31 protein-coding genes and 1 tRNA gene are annotated in these 22,244 nt (G+C 58.5%); 12 read left to right on the top strand and 20 right to left on the bottom strand.

Features of this window, described 5'->3' with window-relative positions; all coding sequences use genetic code 11:
- The 4 genes from FF098_RS15010 to FF098_RS14995 form a co-directional block, all read right to left on the bottom strand.
- The gene (locus tag FF098_RS15010; protein WP_155142035.1) at positions 1–453 is read right to left on the bottom strand and encodes a DUF2948 family protein; all 453 of its coding nucleotides are present in this window, start codon (positions 451–453) and stop codon (positions 1–3) included.
- 24 nt (positions 454–477) lie between these two features.
- On the bottom strand, positions 478–1,743 hold the full coding sequence (gene murA / locus FF098_RS15005; RefSeq protein WP_155142032.1) for a UDP-N-acetylglucosamine 1-carboxyvinyltransferase: 1,266 nt from the start codon (positions 1,741–1,743) through the stop codon (positions 478–480).
- Positions 1,744–1,746: 3 nt separating this feature from the next.
- Positions 1,747–1,944: a hypothetical protein gene (locus FF098_RS15000; protein ID WP_155142030.1), complete on the bottom strand. Its 198-nt coding sequence runs from the start codon at positions 1,942–1,944 to the stop codon at positions 1,747–1,749.
- 38 nt (positions 1,945–1,982) lie between these two features.
- A tRNA-Thr gene (locus tag FF098_RS14995) sits at positions 1,983–2,057 on the bottom strand.
- A gap of 274 nt (positions 2,058–2,331) precedes the next feature.
- On the opposite strand from FF098_RS14995, the gene FF098_RS14990 reads away from it, so the two are divergent.
- From FF098_RS14990 to FF098_RS14935, 12 genes are all read left to right on the top strand, one after another.
- Entirely contained in the window at positions 2,332–2,553 is a 222-nt protein-coding gene (locus tag FF098_RS14990) for a hypothetical protein (protein ID WP_155142028.1), read from the top strand.
- Positions 2,550–2,693: a hypothetical protein gene (locus tag FF098_RS14985; RefSeq protein WP_155142026.1), complete on the top strand. Its 144-nt coding sequence runs from the start codon at positions 2,550–2,552 to the stop codon at positions 2,691–2,693. The genes FF098_RS14990 and FF098_RS14985 overlap by 4 nt, the downstream gene beginning before the upstream one ends.
- A complete protein-coding gene (locus FF098_RS14980; RefSeq protein WP_155142024.1) occupies positions 2,690–3,400 on the top strand; it encodes a hypothetical protein in 711 nt (236 codons plus the stop codon). The genes FF098_RS14985 and FF098_RS14980 overlap by 4 nt, the downstream gene beginning before the upstream one ends.
- Complete coding sequence (locus FF098_RS14975) at positions 3,397–3,798, top strand: hypothetical protein (RefSeq protein WP_155142022.1); 402 nt, start codon at positions 3,397–3,399, stop codon at positions 3,796–3,798. The genes FF098_RS14980 and FF098_RS14975 overlap by 4 nt, the downstream gene beginning before the upstream one ends.
- Positions 3,799–3,837: 39 nt before the next feature.
- On the top strand, positions 3,838–4,206 hold the full coding sequence (locus FF098_RS14970; RefSeq protein ID WP_155142020.1) for a hypothetical protein: 369 nt from the start codon (positions 3,838–3,840) through the stop codon (positions 4,204–4,206).
- Positions 4,207–4,241: 35 nt separating this feature from the next.
- Positions 4,242–4,436, top strand: a complete 195-nt coding sequence (locus FF098_RS14965) for a hypothetical protein (protein ID WP_155142018.1) — start codon at positions 4,242–4,244, stop codon at positions 4,434–4,436.
- 56 nt (positions 4,437–4,492) lie between these two features.
- Entirely contained in the window at positions 4,493–5,002 is a 510-nt protein-coding gene (locus FF098_RS14960; RefSeq protein WP_155142016.1) for a hypothetical protein, read from the top strand.
- Positions 5,003–5,183: 181 nt separating this feature from the next.
- Complete coding sequence (locus FF098_RS14955) at positions 5,184–5,549, top strand: hypothetical protein (RefSeq protein ID WP_155142014.1); 366 nt, start codon at positions 5,184–5,186, stop codon at positions 5,547–5,549.
- Positions 5,542–5,703 carry a hypothetical protein gene (locus tag FF098_RS14950; RefSeq protein ID WP_155142013.1) on the top strand — a complete coding sequence of 54 codons (162 nt, stop codon included), beginning with the start codon at positions 5,542–5,544 and terminating at the stop codon, positions 5,701–5,703. Before FF098_RS14955 ends, FF098_RS14950 begins: the two co-directional genes overlap by 8 nt.
- Complete coding sequence (locus tag FF098_RS14945) at positions 5,690–5,836, top strand: hypothetical protein (RefSeq protein WP_155142011.1); 147 nt, start codon at positions 5,690–5,692, stop codon at positions 5,834–5,836. The genes FF098_RS14950 and FF098_RS14945 overlap by 14 nt, the downstream gene beginning before the upstream one ends.
- Before the next feature lie 358 nt (positions 5,837–6,194).
- On the top strand, positions 6,195–6,446 hold the full coding sequence (locus tag FF098_RS14940; protein WP_155142009.1) for a hypothetical protein: 252 nt from the start codon (positions 6,195–6,197) through the stop codon (positions 6,444–6,446).
- A 6-nt stretch (positions 6,447–6,452) separates the two neighbouring features.
- The gene (locus FF098_RS14935) at positions 6,453–6,977 is read left to right on the top strand and encodes an ASCH domain-containing protein (protein ID WP_188544127.1); all 525 of its coding nucleotides are present in this window, start codon (positions 6,453–6,455) and stop codon (positions 6,975–6,977) included.
- 97 nt (positions 6,978–7,074) lie between these two features.
- Here FF098_RS14935 and FF098_RS14930 read toward each other — a convergent pair whose 3' ends face one another.
- The 16 genes from FF098_RS14930 to FF098_RS14850 form a co-directional block, all read right to left on the bottom strand.
- Positions 7,075–7,302 (bottom strand): hypothetical protein, encoded by a 228-nt coding sequence (locus FF098_RS14930; protein WP_155142007.1) that lies wholly within the window; start codon positions 7,300–7,302, stop codon positions 7,075–7,077.
- The gene (locus FF098_RS14925) at positions 7,303–7,470 is read right to left on the bottom strand and encodes a hypothetical protein (RefSeq protein ID WP_155142004.1); all 168 of its coding nucleotides are present in this window, start codon (positions 7,468–7,470) and stop codon (positions 7,303–7,305) included.
- On the bottom strand, positions 7,467–8,507 hold the full coding sequence (locus FF098_RS14920) for a helix-turn-helix domain-containing protein (RefSeq protein WP_155142002.1): 1,041 nt from the start codon (positions 8,505–8,507) through the stop codon (positions 7,467–7,469). The genes FF098_RS14925 and FF098_RS14920 overlap by 4 nt, the downstream gene beginning before the upstream one ends.
- Before the next feature lie 18 nt (positions 8,508–8,525).
- Complete coding sequence (locus FF098_RS14915) at positions 8,526–8,837, bottom strand: hypothetical protein (protein WP_155141999.1); 312 nt, start codon at positions 8,835–8,837, stop codon at positions 8,526–8,528.
- Positions 8,827–9,123: a hypothetical protein gene (locus tag FF098_RS14910; RefSeq protein ID WP_155141997.1), complete on the bottom strand. Its 297-nt coding sequence runs from the start codon at positions 9,121–9,123 to the stop codon at positions 8,827–8,829. The genes FF098_RS14915 and FF098_RS14910 overlap by 11 nt, the downstream gene beginning before the upstream one ends.
- A complete protein-coding gene (locus FF098_RS14905; protein ID WP_155141995.1) occupies positions 9,120–9,284 on the bottom strand; it encodes a hypothetical protein in 165 nt (54 codons plus the stop codon). Before FF098_RS14905 ends, FF098_RS14910 begins: the two co-directional genes overlap by 4 nt.
- Positions 9,285–9,306: 22 nt before the next feature.
- Positions 9,307–9,708 carry a hypothetical protein gene (locus FF098_RS14900; protein WP_155141993.1) on the bottom strand — a complete coding sequence of 134 codons (402 nt, stop codon included), beginning with the start codon at positions 9,706–9,708 and terminating at the stop codon, positions 9,307–9,309.
- A 911-nt stretch (positions 9,709–10,619) separates the two neighbouring features.
- Positions 10,620–11,141, bottom strand: a complete 522-nt coding sequence (locus FF098_RS14890) for a lysozyme (RefSeq protein ID WP_155141991.1) — start codon at positions 11,139–11,141, stop codon at positions 10,620–10,622.
- Positions 11,138–15,541, bottom strand: coding sequence for a hypothetical protein (locus FF098_RS14885; protein ID WP_155141990.1), 4,404 nt, complete (start codon positions 15,539–15,541; stop codon positions 11,138–11,140). Before FF098_RS14885 ends, FF098_RS14890 begins: the two co-directional genes overlap by 4 nt.
- A 76-nt stretch (positions 15,542–15,617) precedes the next feature.
- Positions 15,618–16,295 carry a hypothetical protein gene (locus FF098_RS14880; RefSeq protein WP_155141988.1) on the bottom strand — a complete coding sequence of 226 codons (678 nt, stop codon included), beginning with the start codon at positions 16,293–16,295 and terminating at the stop codon, positions 15,618–15,620.
- Between the two features lie 8 nt (positions 16,296–16,303).
- A complete protein-coding gene (locus FF098_RS14875; protein ID WP_373291498.1) occupies positions 16,304–17,191 on the bottom strand; it encodes a hypothetical protein in 888 nt (295 codons plus the stop codon).
- Positions 17,192–17,229: 38 nt separating this feature from the next.
- Complete coding sequence (locus tag FF098_RS14870; protein ID WP_155141984.1) at positions 17,230–18,936, bottom strand: phage tail protein; 1,707 nt, start codon at positions 18,934–18,936, stop codon at positions 17,230–17,232.
- Positions 18,912–19,331: a DUF6950 family protein gene (locus FF098_RS14865; protein WP_155141982.1), complete on the bottom strand. Its 420-nt coding sequence runs from the start codon at positions 19,329–19,331 to the stop codon at positions 18,912–18,914. The genes FF098_RS14870 and FF098_RS14865 overlap by 25 nt, the downstream gene beginning before the upstream one ends.
- Positions 19,328–19,933: a hypothetical protein gene (locus tag FF098_RS14860; protein WP_155141980.1), complete on the bottom strand. Its 606-nt coding sequence runs from the start codon at positions 19,931–19,933 to the stop codon at positions 19,328–19,330. The genes FF098_RS14865 and FF098_RS14860 overlap by 4 nt, the downstream gene beginning before the upstream one ends.
- Entirely contained in the window at positions 19,930–21,951 is a 2,022-nt protein-coding gene (locus FF098_RS14855) for a hypothetical protein (protein WP_155141978.1), read from the bottom strand. Before FF098_RS14855 ends, FF098_RS14860 begins: the two co-directional genes overlap by 4 nt.
- Positions 21,951–22,217 (bottom strand): phage tail assembly chaperone, encoded by a 267-nt coding sequence (locus tag FF098_RS14850; protein WP_155141975.1) that lies wholly within the window; start codon positions 22,215–22,217, stop codon positions 21,951–21,953. The genes FF098_RS14855 and FF098_RS14850 overlap by 1 nt, the downstream gene beginning before the upstream one ends.
- Between the last annotated feature and the right edge of the window lie 27 nt (positions 22,218–22,244).

The following is a 22,244-nucleotide window of genomic DNA, read 5'->3' as shown; positions in this document are numbered from 1 at the left end:
TCAGTCTACCTTGTGGTCCGGCTTGTTCCGGGTGCGCCAAGGCTCGGAGATGTCTTTGAGGGTCGCGTTGATGCTCTCGACCTCAAGCAGGATCTGGCCGCCACCGGAAAACTCCAGCGTGATTTCACCGGCCCCGTCCTCGCCTGCATTGAACCGGGCTGCGAGAAAGGAGAGCACGGCCGACGGCGCATCCTGACGGATATTGCGGGCCTTCACGCCAATGACATCGTCAAAATGGATACCCGTGCGCACACGGATGAACGGGCCGCTCTCCTTCGTCGCCCCCTCTTCCCACACGAAGCGGTTGGCAACGAGGGCAAAGCGGCGCTCGGCCTTCACATAGGCCATGTCGCCGACTTTCAGGACGGCGTCCTGAAGCACGGCGGAGACGATCTCGATATCCTCGCCGTCAGCCGCCATCAGGCGCAGGGGTTTGTAGTTCTTCAATGTCATAAGGTCCTGTTCTCAGGGCATTATCTAGTCATTATCGGGCACGCGCTCAACCAGTGCGCCGACATTTTGCAGCTTTTCATCCAGCCGTTCGAACCCGCGGTCGAGGTGATAGAGCCGGGAAACCATGCTCTGCCCTTCCGCGCCGAGACCGGCCAGAACCAGTGACATAGACGCGCGCAGGTCCGTGGCCATGACAGGCGCGCCTTTCAGCTTCGCCTTGCCCTTCACCGTCGCCAGCTGGCCGTTGATATGGATATCGGCGCCCATGCGGCCGAGTTCCGGGACATGCATGAAACGGTTCTCGAAGATCGTCTCCTTGATGGTCGACGTGCCTTCCGCCGTCGCCATCAGCGCCATAAACTGGGCCTGCAGGTCGGTCGGGAAGCCCGGGAAAGGCTGGGTGATGACGTCTACCGCCTTCAGCCGGTTGCGGTTCATGGTCACGCGGATGCCATTGTCGAGGGCCGTCAGCTCCAGCCCGGCCTCGATCAGGCTGTCCGCTGCCGCACCGAGGAGTTCGATATTTGTCTCCGTCAGGGTCAGCTCGCCGCCGGTAACACCCACGGTCATGGCATAAGAGCCGGTCTCGATCCGGTCGGGCAGTACAGTGTGCTCGGTGCCAGACAGGGTCTCTACACCCTCGATGGTGATGGTTGACGTACCAGCACCGGAAATCTTCGCGCCCATGGCGTTGAGGCAATTGGCGAGGTCGGCGATTTCAGGCTCGCGGGCGGCGTTGTTGAGTGTTGTCGTGCCTTTTGCCAGCGTCGCGGCCAGCATGGCGTGCTCGGTCGCCCCTACGGAGACGAAGGGGAATGTAACCTTGGCGCCCTTCAGGCCACCCTTGGCCTTGGCGAGGACATAGCCCTCGTCGAGTTCGATCTCCGCGCCCATGGCCTCGAATGCCTTCAGGTGCAGGTCGACGGGCCGCGCGCCGATGGCGCACCCCCCGGGCAGCGAGACCTTCGCCTTGCCTTCGCGGGCGAGGATCGGCCCCAATACGTTGAAGCTTGCCCGCATCTTGCGCACCAGCTCATAGGGCGCGACGGTGGAGGTGATGTCCTTTGCATGCAGGTTCAGGTTCGCGCCTTCGCGCTGGATGCCGACGCCATGCTGTTCCAGCAGCGCCGTCAGCTGGCGGATATCGGCAAGGTCCGGCACGTTTTTCAGCCGCAGCGGCTCTGTGGTGAGCAGCGTCGCCACCATTACCTTCAGGGCCGAGTTCTTTGCCCCTGAAATAGGCAATTTCCCGTAGAGCGGCCGTCCGCCGATGATTGCCAGCTTGTCCATTGATCAGTCCTCGTTCCTGCGTCCGGCCTGTTTGCGCCGGCGCAAGTTTGCGCGCAGGGCTTCGGCCAGTCTTTCTTCCTTGGTCGGCTTTTTCCTGGATGGTGATTTGGGCGCTGGTTTGTCGCCTGACAGGTCATTTTCAGGCTTGCTGTCTTCTGGCTGGCTCGTATCGTCCGTGTTGTCGGACCGGTTCGCGCTCAAGTCAGGCTCCCATGATTACTGATGCCAGATCAGGGAGCTGGTGCCGCGAGAGAGAATTGAACTCTCGACCTCACCCTTACCAAGGGTGCGCTCTACCACTGAGCTACCGCGGCTAAACCCCGAAAAGTCCAGTTTCTCTAGGGATTTCCGATTCCGCGGTCAACCGGAAATTGGAAGTTTTGTAAGGAACGGAAAGAAAACATCAAAAATGGTTGGCACAATTCTGACACAGCCTGCCGAGACGCCTGTTCACCCGGCGTTCTGCATCAGCTTGGAAGGCTCACCATCCCCCAACAAAATCAAAGGCCCGACCTGTAAACGGTCCGGCTATCGACCGGTATGTTCCGATATTGTCCGGTCAATCTGTAAACGGGTTGGGGGTGCGCTGTGAGCATTGAAGACGGCTTCAGGATTAACCTTGAGGAAGGCGACCACATATCGCTGGCGACCCTTCCGGATAATGGCCCCGCATTTGCGCACCTATGCCTGTCGGGCCGTAGCGATATGGCCATGGCGTGCTTGACGATCTACGAGCTGATCGCCCTGCACGCAGCCTTGGGTGACTACATCGCCAAATGCCGCCCCTCCCCCAAAGGCGGTGAAGCATGAGCTATGCAGCGATCATCATTATCGGCAGCCTCATGTCTGGTTTTGGCGCAGGTGCGCGCGACATCGGCTGGCTAGTGCTCGGGTTTGTTCTCGCTGTCGCTGGCGTTTTAGGGCTGGCATATTCTGGCGGTGAAGCATGAGCGTCAAACCGATCATCTTTTCCGGGCCAATGGTAAGGGCCCTTCTCGACGGCAGGAAGACGCAGACGAGGCGGGTGCTGAACCCTCAGCCGCCGGAATGGTGCGCCAATGACACTTCGCCGGGCTATTCCGTTCTTTGCCCGAGGGGGCATATCGAGTTTCGGGGCCGCTATATTTGCGTAGAAACCGGCATAGATGCCGGCCCCAGCTCCAAGTTCATAAAGCTTCCATATCTGAAAGGCGACCTGCTCTATGTGTGGGAAGCTTGGAAGCCTCACTCGCTTTTCGCTCACCTGAAGCCACGCGAAATGCCAAAAAGCAAGGTCTTCTATGACGCCGACCGGCGTTATGCGCCCAGCAACACGCCATGGAAACCGTGCATCCACATGCCCCGCTGGGCTTCCCGCCTTAGCCTTAAAGTCACAGACGTAAGGGTGCAGCGGCTGCAGGATATCAGCCGAGAAGACGCCAAGGCCGAGGGGCTGAAGTTCCACAAGACTTATGGCCCAAACAATATCGAGGCATGGTGCCTAGAGCGCCCAGAGGATGGCGTCGGGCATCCGGAGGAGGTGTTCGCCCACCTCTGGCAATCCCTCCACACCAAGGCCCCAAAGCGCTGGGAAGACAACCCGTGGATCGTCGCCGTCACCTTCGAGGTGATCAAGCAGAACGTCGATGAGTATCTGGCAGAACGGGAGGCCGCATGACCTACACCAACCCGTTTCAAGAGGGAGAGACAGCCTTTGACGAAGGCAAGCCCGTCACCGCCAATCCCTACGATCCAGAGACCATGGACGGCAAGGACTGGATACTCGGCTGGCAGGCAGGAGAACGCACGTCAGAGGCCGTCAGGAACCCGATAGACGAGACTGCCCGTCAGGCCTGCCTTGCCCGTATCCGCACCAGGGGCGGCGCTACGGCCCTCCTGCGCAACGGCCAGACAGCCACCGTCAGGAAGGTCACCGGCATGACGTGGGACACTTACGACTACTGCATTGAAGGTGAGATCGATGGCGAGGCTCATCGCTGGGGTGGTTCCGGTGACTGGGCAGCCGAACCCGGATCACCGCCAAGCGACTACGACATTATCGGCGAGGCCGACTAACCCCGGCGGACTGCGACTCCGCCATGAGAGGATGAGAAGATGTTCGATTTAGAAAAGATCATTTCGGAAAGCGTGTCTATTGGCGTCAAGCAAGGCGTGGCAAAGGCATTCAAAAGCCCAGAAGTGAAGCAAATGCTCCACGAGAAGATCGACGAGGCGTTTCTGGAGCTGGCCCACAAAAACCGCCGCCTCGGCGATCAAGATCTCTGTCAGCACGTCTTTGGAAACATGCTCGCATTCGAGCTGATGCGCCACGGCTATACCGTCCGCGAAAGCTTCAAATCGGCCCGTCAAACCGTCACTGAGTTTCTGAAAGACTCCGGGATTGAGTATGGCGATGCCGGATACGGATGGTCGCAAGCCGACGCTGAAAATCTAGCGCATGAATATTTTTTGAGAGCTGCATAACCGGCGACTCCGCCATACCTGAAAGGAAAGAGAGAATGGAACGACTGGTTTCAAACGATGCCTGGACGCAGGGATGGATTGCCGGGATGAAAGCTGCCGCCGACGCTATTCGCGAAACAGCGGATGACGTCGACCCCGGGCCAGTGGCGAGGGCATATTTGGAGGCCACCGCGACGTCACTCGAAAAGGCGATTGACAGGATCAATGAGCAGATCGCTCGCAAGGCCTAACGGCTCCCCATCACTCCGCCGCAACACTAACCGAAACTCCAAGGGAGATTCCAACTATGAAGATTGAAGCCGAAGAAAACGTTACCTGGCTACCCACAGATTGGGAGGACGAGATGCCGCCAGAGCGGGCGGCAAGGCCTGATGACTTCCTTGTCATTGACGGGGATAGTTTTCATCTGCGAGCGCTGGAAATTCAGCGAGGCGAGGAGGACCTCAACGGCTATTGCAATACGCGCGTCGCGTTGGGCGAGGTTGTGACGTTCACCAAGTCCATAGACCTTGGCACGGTTCGGTGCCTGATCGCCAAAAATGGCGAGGTGCTTCACGCGCCTGAGCTGCCTGACGCACCAGACGGCATGCAGCGGTTATGTCGCGGCGGCTGGTACTACATTGACACCACCGTTGTGGGCGTGGCGAAAGAGATGAAAGAGCATGATGCCATAGAAGGCGATGAGGAATGGCTCGATATAGACGTATTCGCCTATCAATCCGATATTGAGGTTGCTCTCGGCATTGAGAACGATGAGGCCCACTTCCGGCTGACAGGCGGAGATTCCAACTCATGAACCTCCGACTTTTGAGCCAAACTTCCTGGCGAGATGGCGTGTGTCATCAGGTCTACCCAACGGGTCGCGTTGATCGGCGTGGCTTTCAGGTATGTCGCGCGTCAGCCAGACCCTCGATTAACTGGCTCGCTCGGCATCACCTCCGGCGTCGCATAGAAGAGACTGCGACAGGCGGTCAGTCATGAGCGAGATCGAAAAGCCGTTCATGGTGCGCACTGTCGAGCGCGTGAGGCGTGATGGCAAATATGTCGAGTTCTGGTTCCAAGAGGAAAACCACAAGGGCGAAGAGCGCCGTTTTGATGAGTGCTGCAAAGGCGGCGATTTGGGGGACGCTACCTATTTCAGTTGGGTGTCAAACGACATTTTCAACAACGGCTGGAAGGGCATCAAGATCATGTGGAGGCGCGGCGAGAGAGAGTGGTTCGTGTTCATGGTCCTCGGGCGCGAGTTCGAGATTGATGAATTTGATCTGAACGCCAGCGTCATCGATGTAAAGCCGCTGCCAGACGAAGCGTGGCTGACTGATCGGGAGCCGCGCGATGGATAAATCTCTACCTGATGACGTTATTCGCCTCGTCATCGCCGCTCGCAAGGTCGCCTACGATCCATCGCCTTGTCGCGCAGCGCTCAAACAGCTTGACAAGGCCGCAGAGGCCTTCGCCGACCGAGTGCCGTGGGAGGATGAAGATGTTCACGTTTGAGACCCCATTCGACCGTAAGCGCGAAGCGGAAAAGCTGGCTCAAAGCGGACTGCCTGAGGGCGACCAGAAGATCATATTGGACAGCATGGAAAGGCTGGCAAAACGGCTGGCCGAAAAGGATTCAACAAAATGATATTTGGAACAACGCAGCAGCGTATAGACAAGGTCATAGCCCGCGCCCGCGCCCGCATTGAATGCCTGTGCGAGAAGGCTTACGGCGGCTGGACCAAATGCCCATGGTGCCGCCAGATCATGCACGCATATGAGGGAACCACAGCCGACGATATCTCCGAGACACCATTTTCAATTCTGCGATGCGGGAATTGTAAAGGCACCAGCATTTGGCAGTGGGGACTGGGTTGGCATTTTGTGAGACCGGCGGACAGGCCAATACCTGACACACCGAACCCGTCCGATGTCAAGCAAACCTGACATTTTGCAAGACATTTGCCGCCCTATCGGCTGCATTGAACCAAGGAAAGGATGAGAGTATGAGCGAGAAGAATTTCTTATTTTGCCCGCCGAACTCGCTTCCCGATGAAGCGATTGAAACTCTGAAATCGCACGGGGTCGTCGTTATAGCGACCGAGCATTTTCGAGATATGCGCATTACATCAACTGAACCCTTGCTGCCTCACAGCACCGCGCTGGCAGCAGCCATGAAGGCGATACGGAAATCGGAAGCATCGACGAAACACTTCGGCGAGCTGATGGCTGAGTTGCTACAAACGACTGATGTTTAGAGCGCCATGACAAACGACCTTCCCCGCATCGCACTTGCCGTTCGCCAGCCATGGGCCTGGGCGATCATCCATGGCGGCAAGAATATCGAGAACCGCAACAAGCATGCGATAAATCTGGGCGGCATGAAGCCCGGACGCATCGCAATCCTCGCCAGCAAGGGCATGCAGCGGCGAGAATATGAACACGCCCGCGACTTTATGCAGAGCATCGGCGTCCAGTGTCCGCGTCCCGACGAGCTGGTGCGGGGCGGCGTCATCGGGTCAGTGACGGTGACGGATATTATCAACGAAAGCGACAGCCCGTGGTTTTTCGGACCGTGGGGGCTTGTTCTCTCCGATCCAGAGCCTGCAGCATTGCCGCTGCCCGCTTCCGGACAACTCGGATATTTCAAATGGGAAACCGATCTCGATCTTGATTTTGAAGACCCTTCACGATGGATGAAGGCATGGCCCGATGGCCATCGCCCGCACCGTGAGGGGCCAGTGCAAGGCCCGCCAGCACCGGCCAGTATGCCGCTATTCGGGAAGTAGACACGGCGGAGTTTAGATCAGCCATGCCCCTATCCACTCCAGAGATGATCCTTGTTCTTGTCTTGGCCGTTATACTGGTCTGGGCTTTTGGGGAGCGCTAGGGTTTTCCGCCCTTTATGGCTTTGAGCTTTGTGTTGTCCGTGCGGGAATTGCCTTGTCGGAGGAACTGCTCTATCTCTGAGGCCAGCTCTACCGGCTTGACTGATTGCGTCGTGGCGAAGGCCAGAGCGTAATCCATGGCTGTAAGCCGTCTCGCTTCGTCCGTCTCCGGAGTATAGTACAAGCTGCGCTGAATGGCAATGACTTGTTGTTCTTCGTCGTCCATTCAAGTCTCCATTGTCTGCTCAGGATCGTGCATATATCGGTGTTCCCAATAAGCCTTGTCCATGAAGTCGCGTAGCTCGTCCTTGTTCCATTTCATCTGGTTCACCGGCTTACCCTCTTCGTAATCGGTGACGATGAAATATGGCCCTGTGCAGGAATAGACCCTCATGCGGCGGCGCTGCGTTCGGCCCTCGCTGCATCAAGGCAGACAAGGGCGTCGTTAATGTCATGGAAGCTCTTGACCATGCTAGGGTCAGTGTCCGGCTTTGACGGATCAATCAGGCAGGCAACGGCGGGCGAGATGTGCGAATCGGTGAACCCGTTTTCATCTGCGTAGTCATCATATATCTTGAAGGCCGCAATCTGGTGACAATGGGAAAGCCTGCCTGTCTCCGGGCATTTGACGATGTTTGACCCGGAGATGTGATAGTCCCCACCAACGACGATATGGTCCCGGAAGGCCCGCGCACCCCGCATGACGCCATGGGCGTTGTTGTGTATGGACTTGCCGGTCCAGCGGTGCCGCGCACCGATGCGGATCGGGTCTGCCCTGCCCGGCGTGACCAGCTCAAGCAGCATGCCATATGACCGATGAAGAACGCCAAGGCTATCCATCTTGCGCCCGAGATATGCGGACCAGTCGTCATGGTTGCCGGATACCGAGCCAATCAGATTGGGAGCAAGCTTTTCAAGATAGCCGTCGAGAAGAACCCCGCCCTCCTCTTCAGTGACGGTCGTCTCGGCGTAAAGGAACTTAAGGAAGCGGACCCAGTTATCCAGCCAGTCGCCAAGGGCAAAGCCGTAGATGCCAGCCCCGGCGCAAAGCGGTTCGGTCCACTTGTCGAATAATTCCAGATCCGTTCCCGGATTATCAAGGTGCGGATCGCCGATAAATATGATAAGGAAAGGAAGATCGTTTTTTAGCGTCACACGGTTAGGGTTGCGCCATGTCCCGTGCATTTTGCGGCGTTTGAATTGCTCGATTTGAGCCGCCTTCGTCTCTGCAAAGGGCCGGTGCTTGGAGGGGTTAGGCTCCCTGTCCGGCATGTTGAGCAGGCCGCGCTCCTGTGCGGTGCGAAGCCGGTGTTGCATGGATGACCGGTCGATACCGATTTCCCGTGCTGCCGCTGACGTGTTCCATCCGTTGCGGATATAAACGTCAATTGATTCCTGAAGGGTTTCGTCGGTGATCGGCGGTGTTGGCATGCTGTCTCCTGCCGGTTGCTACTTTTTCGGGGGGAAAATGTGATCCAAGGCCCTTTGAACAAAGGCTCGATTGTTTTCCGGCTTTTGCATGAAAAGCACGATGCCCGGCCCCATGACCGTTCCGACCACAGTTGCGGCGATGCTCATTCCGGGTCCGAACATTTCCAGACCCACAAGCCCAAACACCGGCCCCAAGATCATCGCAGCAAGGGGGATCATCCGTGAACGTCGCCACTCCTTGACAAGCAGGACGGTTGCAAAGGTGACAAAGAGAGAAATGATGACCAGATCAGCCAGCTTGTTCCAAAGTTCCACCAGCTTATCCATCATTACCGTCCAGAATTTTTTTTATGTGCGTGAACATCATGCCCGCCGCGTTGATGATGTGAAAAAGGTTCCAGAGAAGCGCCCTCTCGGAATTGAAAGATTGATATTGCTCACTGGTGAGGTATCCGGGAAGCAGGTAGACAACCATGAAGCAGCTCGCCATTCCCAGATAATACCCGGCCCATAGCGTGCGAGAGTGAGCGACATGCTTCAGAGACCAGAAGCCGGTCACGATGCAGGCGGCATACAAAGCGAATGAGAGCCACCCCGTTACAACAACCAGGCTCATGCCTGCGCCCTCACCCACTCTTCTAGCTCAAGGCGCTGGGCTTCGAGGCAATCGGAATAGCCGACCAGCCCTTCCAGTACGGTGATGATCTGGCTGTCTGTCAGGAACAGCTCACAGCGTTGCTTTACCATGTCATAGGGAGGTGTAATGACGACCGGCACTTCTACCGGTATCTCGACATACTCAACCGAGGGTGACGTTTGGCAGGCGGTTAAGATACTCGGCAGGCAAATCAGTGCCAAGGCAGCGATCCAGCGCTTCATTGGAATTCTCCTTTAAGGCTTTGAGGCGGGCGTTCTTCTGTTCCAGTGATTTTGCCATGGCCTGTTCTCGGGCCGTGGCAGCCCTCACAAGGGCGTCTCTTTGCCGGGACATGGCAGCAGCCATTTCCTGAGCGCTGCGCTCCTGCGCCTCGCTGAGAGCGTCTGCGTTGATCTTGCGCCAGACCTTTTCCGTGCGGGCATCACCAGCGGTTAGACCACGCTCATAGGCGAGATCGAGCCGCCACCAGATAGCGGCCATAATCAGCACGCCAATTGCAGCGGCACCGCCTATTTTCCAAGGCAATGGTATCAGGTTAATCATTGAATTTCTGCCTGTGAGTCTGTATAATGATGGATGGTGCGGCGGCGCTGAAAGTAGAAGCGGTTTTAAAGGCAACCCAATGACATTCCCATCAAGAACCAAGACCATTCTTACCGTGTGCCAGCGCTGCGGCTTGGAGTTTTTAGCAATCCCCTATGAGGTGAGGCGCGGCGGCGGCAAGTTTTGCTCTCGACAGTGTCAAAGGTCCCATCAGGCGAGAATGAACTCTGAGGCGATGAGGGATGGACTCACGCAGGCTGAGCGCACCGCAAAGTGGAGGCGGTCTGTCCCAATAAAAGTCAGGCAGGCCCACCACGCCGTTGAAGAGGCGATAAAAAGAGGCCGTCTATCGAGACAACCGTGCGAGGTTTGTGGCGCAGAGCGCGTTGACGCCCATCATGACGACTACGACAAACCGCTAGTTGTCCGATGGCTATGTCGCGGACATCATTTGGAGCTCCATCGGTCGGATGCATAACGCCCGGCCCGCACCAATTAACCGGAGAGAAATATGGCTAAGGCCCCGAAGAGCACTCCCGAGACCGGCGACCGCGTTGTCCTTCGTGGTAGGGGCAATACCGGCACCCTTTCGTCAGTTAACGCGAACCTGTGGGCACGGGTTGATTGGGATGATGATGGCCCCAAGTTTTGCCACCTGCACGAGCTGGCCAAGGCCGACTGACTGGAGAGAGATATGGAACTTTATATCTGGCTTGGAGTAGCGCTGGCGCTAAGTGTTGCTGCGTGGGTTTGTTGGGACTTTCCGACGATCCCCATTGTTACAATGGCGGAGGACACAACCTTTCAGCAAAAGCCTATCTCTCGGCAGACATACAATTATCTGTACGGTCTGCGCCCGACCGGCCCCGCCCTTGAAGAGCTAAAGCGGCGGAAGGCAAAACGAAAACTGCTTAAGGCCGTCGCCTCTCCGTCCACCGGCAGACATTATCCGGCAACCTGATAGGCTGAACCTTGGGCTTGCTGTTAAAGAACAGGTCCGCCTCTGCCTTACGCCGTCTGGTCAGACCATCAACCTCTACCTTTTCCCCGTTCACCGTCGCCTTGTTCCACCAGGTCAGGGCCTCGGCGGCTCCGTCCCGGTCGCCAGCGTTCAACCGTTTCAGGCAGGTCGATGACCGGAACGCGCCCTCGCCGATGTTGAACACCAGCGAGACCAGCGCGTCGAACTCGCCCTGCGACAGTGGCACGGTCACGGCGTCCTTCACCACGGCCTCGAACCGTTTGAGATCCCGCGTCAGCAGCCGGTCGGCATCGGCCCGGGTGATGACCATGCCGAGGCGCACATCGTCGCCGGTATGGCCGACGCCGACCGTGGGGATGCCCGCCGGGCACGGCGCGGCGACCAGCACCAACCCTTCGAAGTGCCGGATCAGTTGCCGCCCGGCGCGGGATGTCGTCAGGTGCTCGTTCATGCTTTCAGGCCCTTCGCCTCGACCGTCATGTGAGCCACCGCCTGACTGGTCTCGTTATAGACCCGCAGGTAGTTGTCTTTCAGCGTGACGTTGACTTTCAGATTGTCCGTGATTGACGCGGCGACGGTGTCGTCATTGGCAAAGCCGTTCAGAGGCCCGGCGAGGAAGCCATCACCCTGCTCAAATTCCGATGATGTGTCCGTCCACGAATAGAAATGCATCGTGCCGCCGAAGTTCTGGCCGTTGGCGAGAACGCCGTTGATCTTCACCTGCACACCATAATTGTCGGTATCTGCATACGGCAGGAAGCCCTGCACATTCGCCCCGTCAGCAAGGCCGTTGATCGGCCAGTAGGCGTAAGGCACGTTGCCCAGCTCATCGATGTCATATAGCAGCGGCACGGTGATCGAGCTGGCGTTATCGCCGGTCAGGATGATGCGCCCGCCTTTGGCGAGCCTCAACCGACCGGCATTAAGCATCGCATCCGGCAGCAGTTTCGTCACGTCCCCACCACAATTGACGATCACGTCGCCAGCCACGCGGATCAGCGAGTTCGTGTGCGGACCGAAGATCGGGATGGCCGTGCCATCATTGTCGGCATTGGCTGCGTCAATTCTCAACGTCGTACCGGCATGCACCTCGATACCCTGTTGCCAGTCGACGCCATAGGTCTTGACATAGGCGTCAGAGCCCGGCGCCACGCCCACCGATGACAGGATCGCGGGCGACGAGAAGAAGGCGCTCTCGTCATAGAACGGCAGCTTGCCGGTGATCCGGAAATTGTGCTCACCCCCGGCAAAGACGATGCGGCCGTTATTGGTCGAGACCAGCATCGGGCTGTGTTGCTCGCTGTCCGACCCGCCGGTGATCTGCATCTCGGCAGCTTGGCACTGGAAGACGCGGCGCAGGATATTCTCCGCTGTCGGTGCGATCAGAATGGATGTGGTGTGGTTCCTGCGCCCCTTGCCGTTGAGGCCCGGCACATCGACGCCGCCATTATTCTGGAAGTCGGACAGGGCATAGAAAGCAGTAACGCAGCTTTCCGCCTTGGGGTTGAAACGCACGACGCCATTGCCCCTGAGCGCGTGACCGTTGCCGCCGATCTGGCTGGCGAGGACGCAGGAGGCGCTATCGAGGCTCGACCCATGGTGTGAGTCGTGACCCGAGGATGCCTGCCCCACCACCGCGCCGCCGCGCGTGTTCATGCCGGTTGACCGAAAACCCGCGATCAGCCGGTCAACATCCGTCTCGTCGAAATCATTGGTGTTTTCAGCCGTGGTGACGAGGTGACGGCTGTCCGTGCCCATCGGTGGGTCGATCTCGACGCCCTTACAGCCAGCCGTGGCGATGATATAAGGCAGGCCAGACACGCCCGGGTCATCCGCCACCGCCGGATCGTCCATATCCTCGAATGCGCCTGCAGGGATTTTCACGCCCATGCAGCCCGCGAAGAACAGGCAGGTGCCATAGGAGCGACCAATCCCGCCCACGCTGTCGATGATAACGCCTGGCCAGCCGCGAATGGTTGCCGCCGTCGCGCTCCACGGCTCTGCATCGCCGGAATAGTGCCCGTCCTCGTACTCGATCCATGGCAGCGAGACGTTGCGCAGGATTTTCGCTTTCGGGATCAGGATTTTCGCCTTGTTGGCTTGGGTATACCCATCCAGTTCATCGCGGATGTAAGGCCAGTTGCCAAAGTCAGCGAGATAGTTCGGCGCTTCTGAATCCTCATCCTGATAGATGGTCGGGTCCAGTTGCTCGTAATGGCCGTTCAGCGGTCCCCACAGCGTCAGGGTGTTGGTTGCAATGGACCGGACCCGGGCGAGGTCGCCGCCATAATAAGCATTATCCGTCTCGCCATTGTTGCGGCTGCGCGGGTCGAGCGCGAAGTGTCGCGCGATGATCATCGTGTTTTCGGCGATATAATCCGTGAGCGTATCGCCGTCAGGATTGATGACGATGTCATTGCCACCATCATAATCGGCGTTGAACAGGTATGGCCCCCACATGCCGGCAAAAAGGTCGACACCCGTCACGTTCTCGGTGACGTTCAGGCGACAATCCCGCAGGTCGAACTTGGCAATGTCCTGCCCGTCGAGATAGAGCTTTTCAGCTGTCTCGTGCTCGCCCTTGATGGTCAACTTCAGGCCGCCGGGGCGCGGTGTCAGGCCGCGCAGGTACTCGAACGCATCCGCAAGCGTCAACCCGCCTTTCAGCTCGTTGGCGCTGCCGATATACAGGTCATCGTCGAAACGAACGCTAGTCGGCTTCCAGCCCGTGTTCAATTTGGTGTCGCGGCCCCAGCCGATCAGTTCCATGGGGGACCCGCTATCCCCGCCCACGGGCTGGCCTACGGGTGGGGCAATGTCCCCTCCCGTCCAGTTAAACAGGCACAAGGTCACCTCATTGGTGCCGCTCGCCGCGTTACCGAAAACAATGCGATAGGAGATGAGGATTTTCTGCGCCTCGTCATCCACCACCACAGAGGCGCGGATGTCTTCCTCGCCAGCGCCCGACGTGATCAGGCCGGAAACGCTGGTTTGGGCAAGGTCCACAAATTGCGGCGCACCGGATGTAGCCACGGTCTGCGGGGCTGGGGCGTCGTCGGGAATGTTCGACGTGATGGTAGAGACGGTCCCGGCCCAGTTGGCGCCATAAATGGCCCGCACCGCTGCTCCATGACCGGCAAGGCGCTTGGCCCGTTCGAACAGGTCCGGGTCATCATCCTTGTCGATATACTGGTACAGGGCAGCAGGGCCATAGGTCGCGCCCGAGGCGCAGGAAAACTTGATGCCCGGGCCGTACTTCGTGTCGACAACTTCACTATTAACCACCGCCGTGGCACGGGTCACACCCCAGAACTCGGTCAGCTCGGTCTGCTGGCCGACGGCGGCAGAGCCTCTCGGGAATTTGTCCAGAAACGGATCGCGGATCAGCGGGGCGAGCGCACCAGCGGCTTGGGCAGTCTGGCGGGCGTCCTTGGCGGAGAAGGATTTCGGGTTGTCGTCCGTGCCTGCCAGCTTTTGCGCCGCGGTGGGGCGGGTCTCGGTCAGAAGCGCTCCTACCGGCGCGTCGAGGCTCTGAAAGCTGGAGCCGTTCCACTGCCGGTCGACATTGTCGCTGGTGCGGAAATACCGCGCGCCGATATCCGGGTCGGGGAACGCGGCAAGGGCATTCACGTCACTGGCATAGGCACCGATGAACTTCTCGTTGACCTCGTTGCGATAGGCGAAGGTCTGGTCATGCAGGGTCTGGACCGTCGCCTTGTCTGCTGCAACCGCTGCCGCGCTGTCGCTGTCTGCTGCACGGGTGGTGTTATCGAACCAGGTGAAGCCCCGAACACAGGTCTTCGTCGCAGCGCCATAGGTCTGGACATAGACTTCGTAGCGGGCCGTTGAAGCGTTCAGTGTGTGATCGATGACGACGCCCGAAACTGCGCTGTCGGAGACGTTGAACGAGACCTGCTTGATATCGCCATCGTCCGCCGCTTCGGAGAACAGCGGCACCTTGCGGGCAATTCGGGTGGTGTTCAGCACACTGCCATTACCGGAATACTCACGCAGATACACATCGACCGCGTCGCCATTCGGCTCTGAATCGACCAGCCTGATAAGCTCGATGAAATGCTGGTCAACCCGGCCCTTGCGAACCACGTTCGGCTTCTTGCGGGTCAGCTTCTGCTCACCCTCGATCTGCAGCACCTTGCCCCACTTGGCGCTGGTCACAACGGTGAAGGCAGAGGGCAGGTTCGCTTCCAGACCATAGGCGGCATTCAGGTCGCTGGTCAGGTGGCGCACGTCATAGCCAGCATCGCCGGTCCATGGCGTGAAGCCCTCCTGCATCGCGTCAACGCGGGTGTCGATACGGTCGAACTCGACCTGCTGTAGCACAGAGACAGGCTTGGCATCGTCGGACGTGTTGTCCGCATTGGCGAGACCCACAATGTCCTTGGTGACGGTGCCAGCAGCGACCTGCGCCGCGATACCCACAGCTTCGATCCGGCTGAGTTCGGTTTTCAGGGTCGGGCTATTGCCCGCAGCCAAGGCAATCGCGCTGGCACTGGAATTGGCGGTCGTCTTTACGGTCGTGACCTCGCCGGTAAGGGCCGTTACAGCGGTCTGCGTCGTGGCAAGGCCGGTGGATGCGGCGTTGGCTGTGGTCTTGATCGCAGAGACTTCATCAGCAAGCGTATCGCTTGAGCCTTTGGCCGCATTGATCGCGCTGGATGCGGCATTGGCCGTAGACTTGATGGCGGAAACCTCATCGCCGAGCGTGTCAGATGAGCCGCGAGCCGTCTCCACTTCCGAAGCAGTTGCATTCGCCTTGGTCTCTGTGTTTTCAAGCGCGGTTTGAGTATTAGCTGCGTTCTTGGCGTCAAGAGCGTCACCGATTGCGGTCATTCTATCCTCACAGACAATAGGAAGCCGTCCGGACACAGAGGTCCGTTACGGCAGGGGCAGGAATGGTGGAGAAGGATCAGGCCCTTACGGCGCGGATATCCTCGACAAGAGAGAAGTCACGGCGGTAGTAGCCGCGACTGACGAATTGCGGGCGGGAGACCTCTTTAATCTTCCACAGGCCCTTTGCGGCGCTGGCAATAATCGCAGCGCCGGATGTTGTGTCTTTGCGAAGCGGGGGATAAATCTCCAGATCGCCTGTCCCGTCCGCATCAAGCTCGGCATCGCTGGTCAGGTAGTGCAGCCCATTTCCAATCTGGACACGATGGCCGGTAAGCAGTTTCACCCGCGACTGGTTGGCGTTTACCGCTATGGTCGTTTCGCCCCTGTCATGATCACCCAGCATCAGGATCGCCAATGGTGAGCCATCCTCAAAGTCTGTGATGAAGAAAAGCTCATCAAAGAATGGAATAAGCTCCGGTTGCGGGGAGATTGTCGCCTCCTCAGCCGAATAGAAAAAGTCCGGCGCACGGCAGGTGTTGACCATACCGTCCATGTTGGCGAGAAAGGCCTTCATCGCCCTTTCCTTCGCGCCCCATGTGATGACCGAGAATTCCTGCTTCCAGAGAACAGGCCCGCGCCGTGTGACCGGTAGCCCGCCGCCGCGCGTTGCCTTGAACACATCGTCATTGGTCGTTGTATCGCAAAAGCCCTGTCGCAGGATTGGAATGCCGGACGGGAAATCGTAAGTCGTCATCGGTTCCCCTACGAATTGTCGAGCAGTGCTCGCAGCTCTTCTATTTTTGCTGCCAGACTGGCAATATTGTCATTGATCGCGGTGTCCGCGCCGGAGCCGGAAACAGCAGAAATCGTATCGGTCGCAGTGCCGCCGGAGGAATCCGTCAGCGCCGTGACTGCACCCTTCACCGCCAGAGCATCGCCATTGTACTCGAACAGGCCGTTGCCAAGCTCCAACACCGTGGCCCATGTGATCGGATTGCCAGCGCCGGGTTGCCCGCCATATTCGAGCACCAGCAGGCTGTCGGTCGGGTCTGACGGTGTCGAGCGCAGGCGGAAGCAGTGATCTCCGGTAATCGCCGTCTCGCTTGTGCCGCGCGTGGCGTTCCACTTGATCACCCACCGTCCGGTTCCGTCCTCGATGGCCAGCAGCAACCGTCCGTTCGTGCCGTCCAGCCAGATCGAGGCGGGTTTGGTGAACCGCAAGTCGCCGGTCATCGTGCCACCGGCAAGCGCCAGCGCATTGGTGATGCCATACCCCGCAAGGGTTGTTGGCTTGCCCGTGATCAGCGACCACGCCAGGGCGATGATTGCCAGCTCGTCGCTTTCGTTGACCTCGAATTGTGTATCGTCAAAGGCTAGCGATACCGTGTCGTCGGTGATGGAAAGCGGGGCCGTCGCCTCACGAATAGCCAATTCGCCGGTCGTGACGCTGCCGTTGATCCAGTCCGAGAACTGGCCGTTGCCATCATTTCGGAACCGGACGAAGAAGTAGTACGTCGTGTTTGGATCGGCAGCGAAGGCCATGCTATGGCCCCGCAACTCATTGACCTTGGTTGCCGTGGTCGGAATATCGGTTGTCGGGGTAATGTCGGCGCTGTGCCGATAGACTTCATACGCCCCAAGCGCAGGCATCTTTGCCACGGGCCATCTGATGATGAGCGGAACTTTGCTCATACCGCTTCATCCAACGTCAGGGTGCCACCGCCATCCGGCGTGTCGCGATAGTCAGGATTGCCCGGACGGGGAAGAACGGGACGGACTGGTGCGGTGCTCTCCCGGATTGTCGGCCCGGCGTAGATCGCGGAGTTTGTCTCGCTCAGGGTGACTATCGTGCTTTGGTCTTCATGGCGGACAAGATCCACACGCATTGGTAAATCCTCGATAGAGTAACGAATATCCGTAAGCCTCACATTTTGCCCGGCGGGGACAACGAGACCGATACCGCCAAGCTCGCCCTTCCACTGTTTTTGGTAATAGGCTTCCATGCCCCGGATATGGGCCACGCGCTGGGCTTGGTCCGGAGACTGGATAAAGGTGAAGTCCAATGACAGGGACAGATCGCGATAGCTCTCCGCCTGCGTCCTGATTTGTGACTGCGTCGCGGAGGGGTTGGCCGCGAGCCAATCGGCAAAACCCTTATGCTCCCTTGCGAGAGCCTGCGTGATCAGAACGTCGGGATAGCCATTCGCCTTGTATGACGCGGCAGGGTCCTGGAATGACCCGAATATCCTCGTGTAACGGTTCCTTGCACCCCGGCTTGCCGGTGAGTAATCGCCCGACCCGATGTCGTGAACGTCATCATCACCCGTGATATCCATGACCGGAGACATGTAGGCCCCGGAGAAGAACTGCCATTTGCCGGTCGGCTTCGGCTCTACATACCAGCCGCCACAGGCATTGGTCAGCTCTGCGAGAGCGGAATTGCGATCATCGCTTTCCTTGAGCAGTCCGCCACAGCGATAGCGCTTTTCATAGGTGACGCCGTTCTGCTTCAGAACCAACTCATCGTCAATGTTGGCCGCAGCGGTTACAGTGTCGTAATCCACTTCCTCCGCATAGGCCGCAAAGGTCCATGGCTGGCGCACATACCATGCCCGGATCAGGGCTGTGTTGTCCGACCATTCCCACGTCGAGGCGTCGTCTTCGTCGTGGGAGACTTCACGCGGGTCATAGACCTTCTCGCCCTTGAGCTTTACGGTAATCTTCGGCATCCGGCCTTCAAACTTCTCGAAGTTTACCCGGAAATTGATGTAGGCGAAGGGCTGGTGCCGAGAGTTGGCGTCACCGTTACCCCATTCAAGCAGCATCGGATCGACCGGCTCAGACGTGCCGCCTAGGCCGACCGTAAAAAATATGGCCTCGGACAGGTCTTTCGGCAGGCCATTGGCCTTGAGCGTGGCCTCGCTCAGCTCGCTTGGCGCAAAGCCATCTTCAGAATTCGTCATTGAGCTGAAAGTCAGAGCGTAGTCATTGATCCTGATCTCAACGATTTCCTCGATAGGCCCCATGCATAACGCACGGCTCTCGAAGAACCATTCGTTGTCGTCACCGCTTGAATGACGATGGACCGCGTGACCGGGAACAATCGTCTCTCCGATAACATGTCCGATAGGCTCGTCCGCACCAACAGACGGGACAGTCTGGCCCTGTTGTCCGATAGCGGGCCGGGTAATCATCATGGTGAGGGCAAGACCCCCGACCACTGCGCCAACGGTCAATGCCCCAATCCATGCCGCTGTTGCCCCTGAGGCCGCGCCAAAGGTTACAGCAGAGCCAACCGCGATAAAGAATGTGCTTACCGGCTCGGCATGCGCCTGCGTTGTCCCGCCCCAGAACAAGGCGAAGCAGGCCGCTAGGATGCGAAGGGTACGTGCCACGCAACAGCGCCTTTCGGTAGAGGCAGGAACGCAAGGCCGTGCGGCTCAGGGGCAATACAGCCCGTGCCGTAGACAACGGCGAGCCTGGCATCCAATCCCTGCTGTTCCAGGTGAACGATATCGCCGCGATGCGCCTTCAGGGATGATACCTGATGCGCCCATGGCATGCGGGCAGACACCATATCGGCAATCCCGCCCTCTTGATTGATCAATTCCAGCGCTTGCCGCGCTGTTTCATACGTGCCGCGAATATCCGCCATCGGATCGGTGCCGGTCAGGGCCGCGACGCAGTCAGCGGGGAAGGTGCAGCAATCATGCGCACTCCAGACAAAATCCTTTCGCCTCGCCCCATCGATGACGGCGGCAAGCCTTTCTTCCCAGCCAACCAGCCTCACGCAGACTTGCCCCAGTTGATATCCTGCGCATCAAGAACAGCGGTCTGTTTCATCCACGTTGAGCCGGGGTTCATGCGCTGGTGATCGGCGAGGCAATACTTGCGAGGCGTGACCAGCGTTTCCAGATAGGCCCGGTCTTCAACGGAGATGCGCAACGAGGGAGCGCCCATCTCGTTGTCAGGCGCATCGATCACATCCATGATGCCCGTTACGCTCTGGTACGGATCATAGAGAACCTGAGTGCCCTCAAGATCGGTCACGGCCATGAAGACAGTAACCTTGCGTCCTTGGAGCGCCGTGCCGGTAAGTGTCTTCGTCAGGGCCGTTTGCAGCCCGTCCGTCAGCTCGCCGCCATCGTCACCGACGAAGGTGCCTGACAGGAGCATGGTGAAGGCACCGGACATTTCGGAAATCTTGGTCTCGTTGAACTCTACCGTCCCGAGAGAGCCTGTCCCGACATAGGTGTTTTCGTCATAATCAATGGTGCCGTCGCCATCCCAGAGATAGACCGTGCCTTCATCGATGTAGAACTGCGCGAAGGTGTGCCTGCGACCGCCATCGGCCCGCATGGCTGCCTGTACAGCAGAGGACGGGGCCGTCATGCCGACTTCCTTCGCTGGCTGCGCATGGCATAACCCATCTCCTTGACGGCGGACTGTGTCTGGCGTTGGGAGTTGTTGATCTCCACTACCGCCGATTCTGTCTCAACGACGCGCCCTCGCAGGTCTTCCGACAAGTCAAGCTGAATGCTGATCTTCTCGCTCCGGCCATTGCCCATCATTGACCCGCCACGGTTGAGGCGGTCGATATTATCCTTGCCAAGGCGGCTTGTTGCGCCAGCATTGAGTACAGACTCGGTGCCGCGCTCGTTGACACGGATGATTTGTTCACCACCGGGGATAACGCCGCCTGTCGCATAACCTTGGATGCCGCTGCCGCCCTTCATTGTCATGGCTGCAGCTTGAATGGAAGCAATGATACTTGCGCCTTGTGCCGCTGCCGCCGCAATGAAAGGTATGTTCTGCGGGAAACCTATCTTCGAGGCTTGGGCCATGTTTTGCCCCATGGCGACACTAGCCTGAGCGATTGCATAAGCCTGATCAATGGCGAACAGAGCTTTATAAAGGCCAGACTTAGCACCGCCAAATTGCTGCATGATGCCAAGCATCGTAGAAAAACTCTGCCGTGTACTGCTTACCATAGACATGTTCGCGGCCACTTGAGCTTCATGGAACGCCTGATTAATCCGGCGCTCTTGCTCTCGGTATTCCGTCAGATTAACAATGTCCTGAGCGCGGGCCTGCTCCAGAACCGCCATTCGCTCGGCCCATTCTCGACGCGCCCGCTCGGCTGGTGTCTCGAACTGGCTGCGCTGCGCTAAATATGCTCTTTCAGCCTCAAGTGCCGCATTCAATTCCTGCGTAAGCTGATAGGCGATGCCGGACTCGCCCTTGATCGGGCCGTTGTCATTCGCCGCCACTTCCTCGGCATCCCGACGGGCCTTGGCAATGGCCTGCGCACGGGCGGAAATGTCCCGATAGATCGCGCCTGCATAGTCGGTGTTTTCGATACGTTGGACCGCTTCATTGAAGTCCACCCCAACGCCCATCAGCTCCTTGGCGATGGTTTCGCGGAGATTGCCCAGCGTCGCACCATCCGTCGTTGTCAGCTCGATAGGATTGACACGGATATTCAGTGGGGCGCGGCCATAGGCTTGGTTCACCACGTCGAGAGCGGCAAGAAGGGCATTGATACCCTTGGCCGTTCCGTCGATCAGGCCTTGGATTGGCTCGGCAAAGCTGTTCGTGATAGCCTCTACCGTAGACCCGACAACCACAGCACCGGCCTTGAAGGCTGTCTTGGCAGTCTCCACCATGTAAAGGAACTGGCGGACGCTCATATTCACAGCCATGCCCGTTGCGCGAACGACCAAGTCCCATGCCTGCTGCACCCATGGTGCAATTGCGGAAATCCCCGGCTCCAGGTATTGATAGATGGCAGAGCCAGCGCTTTGCATCGTGGCTTGGAACACATCGCCCATGCCGACCGTCTCTTTCGAGGTGCGGTTGATCTCATGCGTCAGTCCAGCGAATACCGCCGCCACAGCGCCGCCCACAGCGACCATAGGCCCCATGCGCGTGACGAAGCCACCGACCTGACGGGAGGCGTCCTTGATCGCCTGATTGAACCCGCCCTGCCCCATATAGAGCTGACCGATTTGGGCAGTCTGAAAGCCGAAGTTCTGCATCGCGTACAGAGGGCTTTGAAAGGCAAGCGGGATAGCCTGCCCGATATCGATCAACTGGTAGGAAAGCTGGCGCTGCATCTGTGATGCGCGGCGGGCAGAGGCGACATTCGCCATCATCGCCCGGCTGTTGGCGTCGGTTGCAGCGGTGCTCACATCGAACGCCGTGGCCATCTGTCGAGCCGACTTGTTGACAGACATGTTCGCCGCAGCACTGGCCTGTGCCTTGGCTGTGGCCCCGGTAAAGGACCGCTCCAATCCATCCGTGGACACCTCGGCTTTCTTCGCCGACGCACTGAGCTTGTCCAGATCCTTTGCGCCCTTAAGCGCGCCGGAACTGTCAATGCCGATGCCAAGTGTTGCCAGATCAGCCATTACTTTCCTTGCAGATACTCTCTGCGCTTCTCATTGGTCCGCATGACGCGGGCAAAGGTGTTGCGGAACACGCCATCCATTATCTGGATGATCTCGATTTCACGGGGGGACAGGGGCCGGGCATAAAGCTCGGTCCATGCCTTGATTTCCAGAAGGCTCAGGGGTTGAGGATCGCCTTGGTCGTATCGCCTTGCCTCAGATAGGGCGAGGAAGGCGTTCCAGAGATATTCAGCGCCGCGTGGCGGGGTCGGCTCGCTAACAGCCATCCCCGCCTCACGCATTCGATCACGCTC

Source organism: Aquisalinus luteolus, assembly GCF_009712425.2.
In the GTDB taxonomy this organism is placed as follows: domain Bacteria; phylum Pseudomonadota; class Alphaproteobacteria; order Caulobacterales; family Parvularculaceae; genus Aquisalinus; species Aquisalinus luteolus.
The sequence above is the reverse complement of the archived record's forward strand: the minus strand, read 5'-3'. Positions and strand labels throughout refer to the sequence as shown.

Excerpts from the sequence above, each read along its gene's own strand:
- FF098_RS14950 (WP_155142013.1), top strand. The coding sequence starts at position 5,542 with ATGGATAAATCTCTACCTGATGACGTTATTCGCCTCGTCATCGCCGCT.
- FF098_RS14910 (WP_155141997.1), bottom strand. The coding sequence starts at position 9,123 with ATGAGCCTGGTTGTTGTAACGGGGTGGCTCTCATTCGCTTTGTATGCC.
- FF098_RS14940 (WP_155142009.1), top strand. The coding sequence starts at position 6,195 with ATGAGCGAGAAGAATTTCTTATTTTGCCCGCCGAACTCGCTTCCCGAT.
- FF098_RS14955 (WP_155142014.1), top strand. The coding sequence starts at position 5,184 with ATGAGCGAGATCGAAAAGCCGTTCATGGTGCGCACTGTCGAGCGCGTG.
- FF098_RS14975 (WP_155142022.1), top strand. The coding sequence starts at position 3,397 with ATGACCTACACCAACCCGTTTCAAGAGGGAGAGACAGCCTTTGACGAA.
- FF098_RS14985 (WP_155142026.1), top strand. The coding sequence starts at position 2,550 with ATGAGCTATGCAGCGATCATCATTATCGGCAGCCTCATGTCTGGTTTT.
- FF098_RS14965 (WP_155142018.1), top strand. The coding sequence starts at position 4,242 with ATGGAACGACTGGTTTCAAACGATGCCTGGACGCAGGGATGGATTGCC.
- FF098_RS14970 (WP_155142020.1), top strand. The coding sequence starts at position 3,838 with ATGTTCGATTTAGAAAAGATCATTTCGGAAAGCGTGTCTATTGGCGTC.
- FF098_RS14855 (WP_155141978.1), bottom strand. The coding sequence starts at position 21,951 with ATGGCTGATCTGGCAACACTTGGCATCGGCATTGACAGTTCCGGCGCG.
- FF098_RS14920 (WP_155142002.1), bottom strand. The coding sequence starts at position 8,507 with ATGCCAACACCGCCGATCACCGACGAAACCCTTCAGGAATCAATTGAC.
- FF098_RS14880 (WP_155141988.1), bottom strand. The coding sequence starts at position 16,295 with ATGACGACTTACGATTTCCCGTCCGGCATTCCAATCCTGCGACAGGGC.
- FF098_RS15010 (WP_155142035.1), bottom strand. The coding sequence starts at position 453 with ATGACATTGAAGAACTACAAACCCCTGCGCCTGATGGCGGCTGACGGC.
- FF098_RS14930 (WP_155142007.1), bottom strand. The coding sequence starts at position 7,302 with ATGGACGACGAAGAACAACAAGTCATTGCCATTCAGCGCAGCTTGTAC.
- FF098_RS14850 (WP_155141975.1), bottom strand. The coding sequence starts at position 22,217 with ATGGCTGTTAGCGAGCCGACCCCGCCACGCGGCGCTGAATATCTCTGG.
- FF098_RS14925 (WP_155142004.1), bottom strand. The coding sequence starts at position 7,470 with ATGAGGGTCTATTCCTGCACAGGGCCATATTTCATCGTCACCGATTAC.
- FF098_RS14960 (WP_155142016.1), top strand. The coding sequence starts at position 4,493 with ATGAAGATTGAAGCCGAAGAAAACGTTACCTGGCTACCCACAGATTGG.
- FF098_RS14860 (WP_155141980.1), bottom strand. The coding sequence starts at position 19,933 with ATGACGGCCCCGTCCTCTGCTGTACAGGCAGCCATGCGGGCCGATGGC.
- FF098_RS14915 (WP_155141999.1), bottom strand. The coding sequence starts at position 8,837 with ATGATGGATAAGCTGGTGGAACTTTGGAACAAGCTGGCTGATCTGGTC.
- FF098_RS14890 (WP_155141991.1), bottom strand. The coding sequence starts at position 11,141 with ATGAACGAGCACCTGACGACATCCCGCGCCGGGCGGCAACTGATCCGG.
- FF098_RS14885 (WP_155141990.1), bottom strand. The coding sequence starts at position 15,541 with ATGACCGCAATCGGTGACGCTCTTGACGCCAAGAACGCAGCTAATACT.
- murA (WP_155142032.1), bottom strand. The coding sequence starts at position 1,743 with ATGGACAAGCTGGCAATCATCGGCGGACGGCCGCTCTACGGGAAATTG.
- FF098_RS14875 (WP_373291498.1), bottom strand. The coding sequence starts at position 17,191 with ATGCCTGCGCTTGGGGCGTATGAAGTCTATCGGCACAGCGCCGACATT.
- FF098_RS14935 (WP_188544127.1), top strand. The coding sequence starts at position 6,453 with ATGACAAACGACCTTCCCCGCATCGCACTTGCCGTTCGCCAGCCATGG.
- FF098_RS14900 (WP_155141993.1), bottom strand. The coding sequence starts at position 9,708 with ATGATTAACCTGATACCATTGCCTTGGAAAATAGGCGGTGCCGCTGCA.
- FF098_RS14980 (WP_155142024.1), top strand. The coding sequence starts at position 2,690 with ATGAGCGTCAAACCGATCATCTTTTCCGGGCCAATGGTAAGGGCCCTT.
- FF098_RS14945 (WP_155142011.1), top strand. The coding sequence starts at position 5,690 with ATGTTCACGTTTGAGACCCCATTCGACCGTAAGCGCGAAGCGGAAAAG.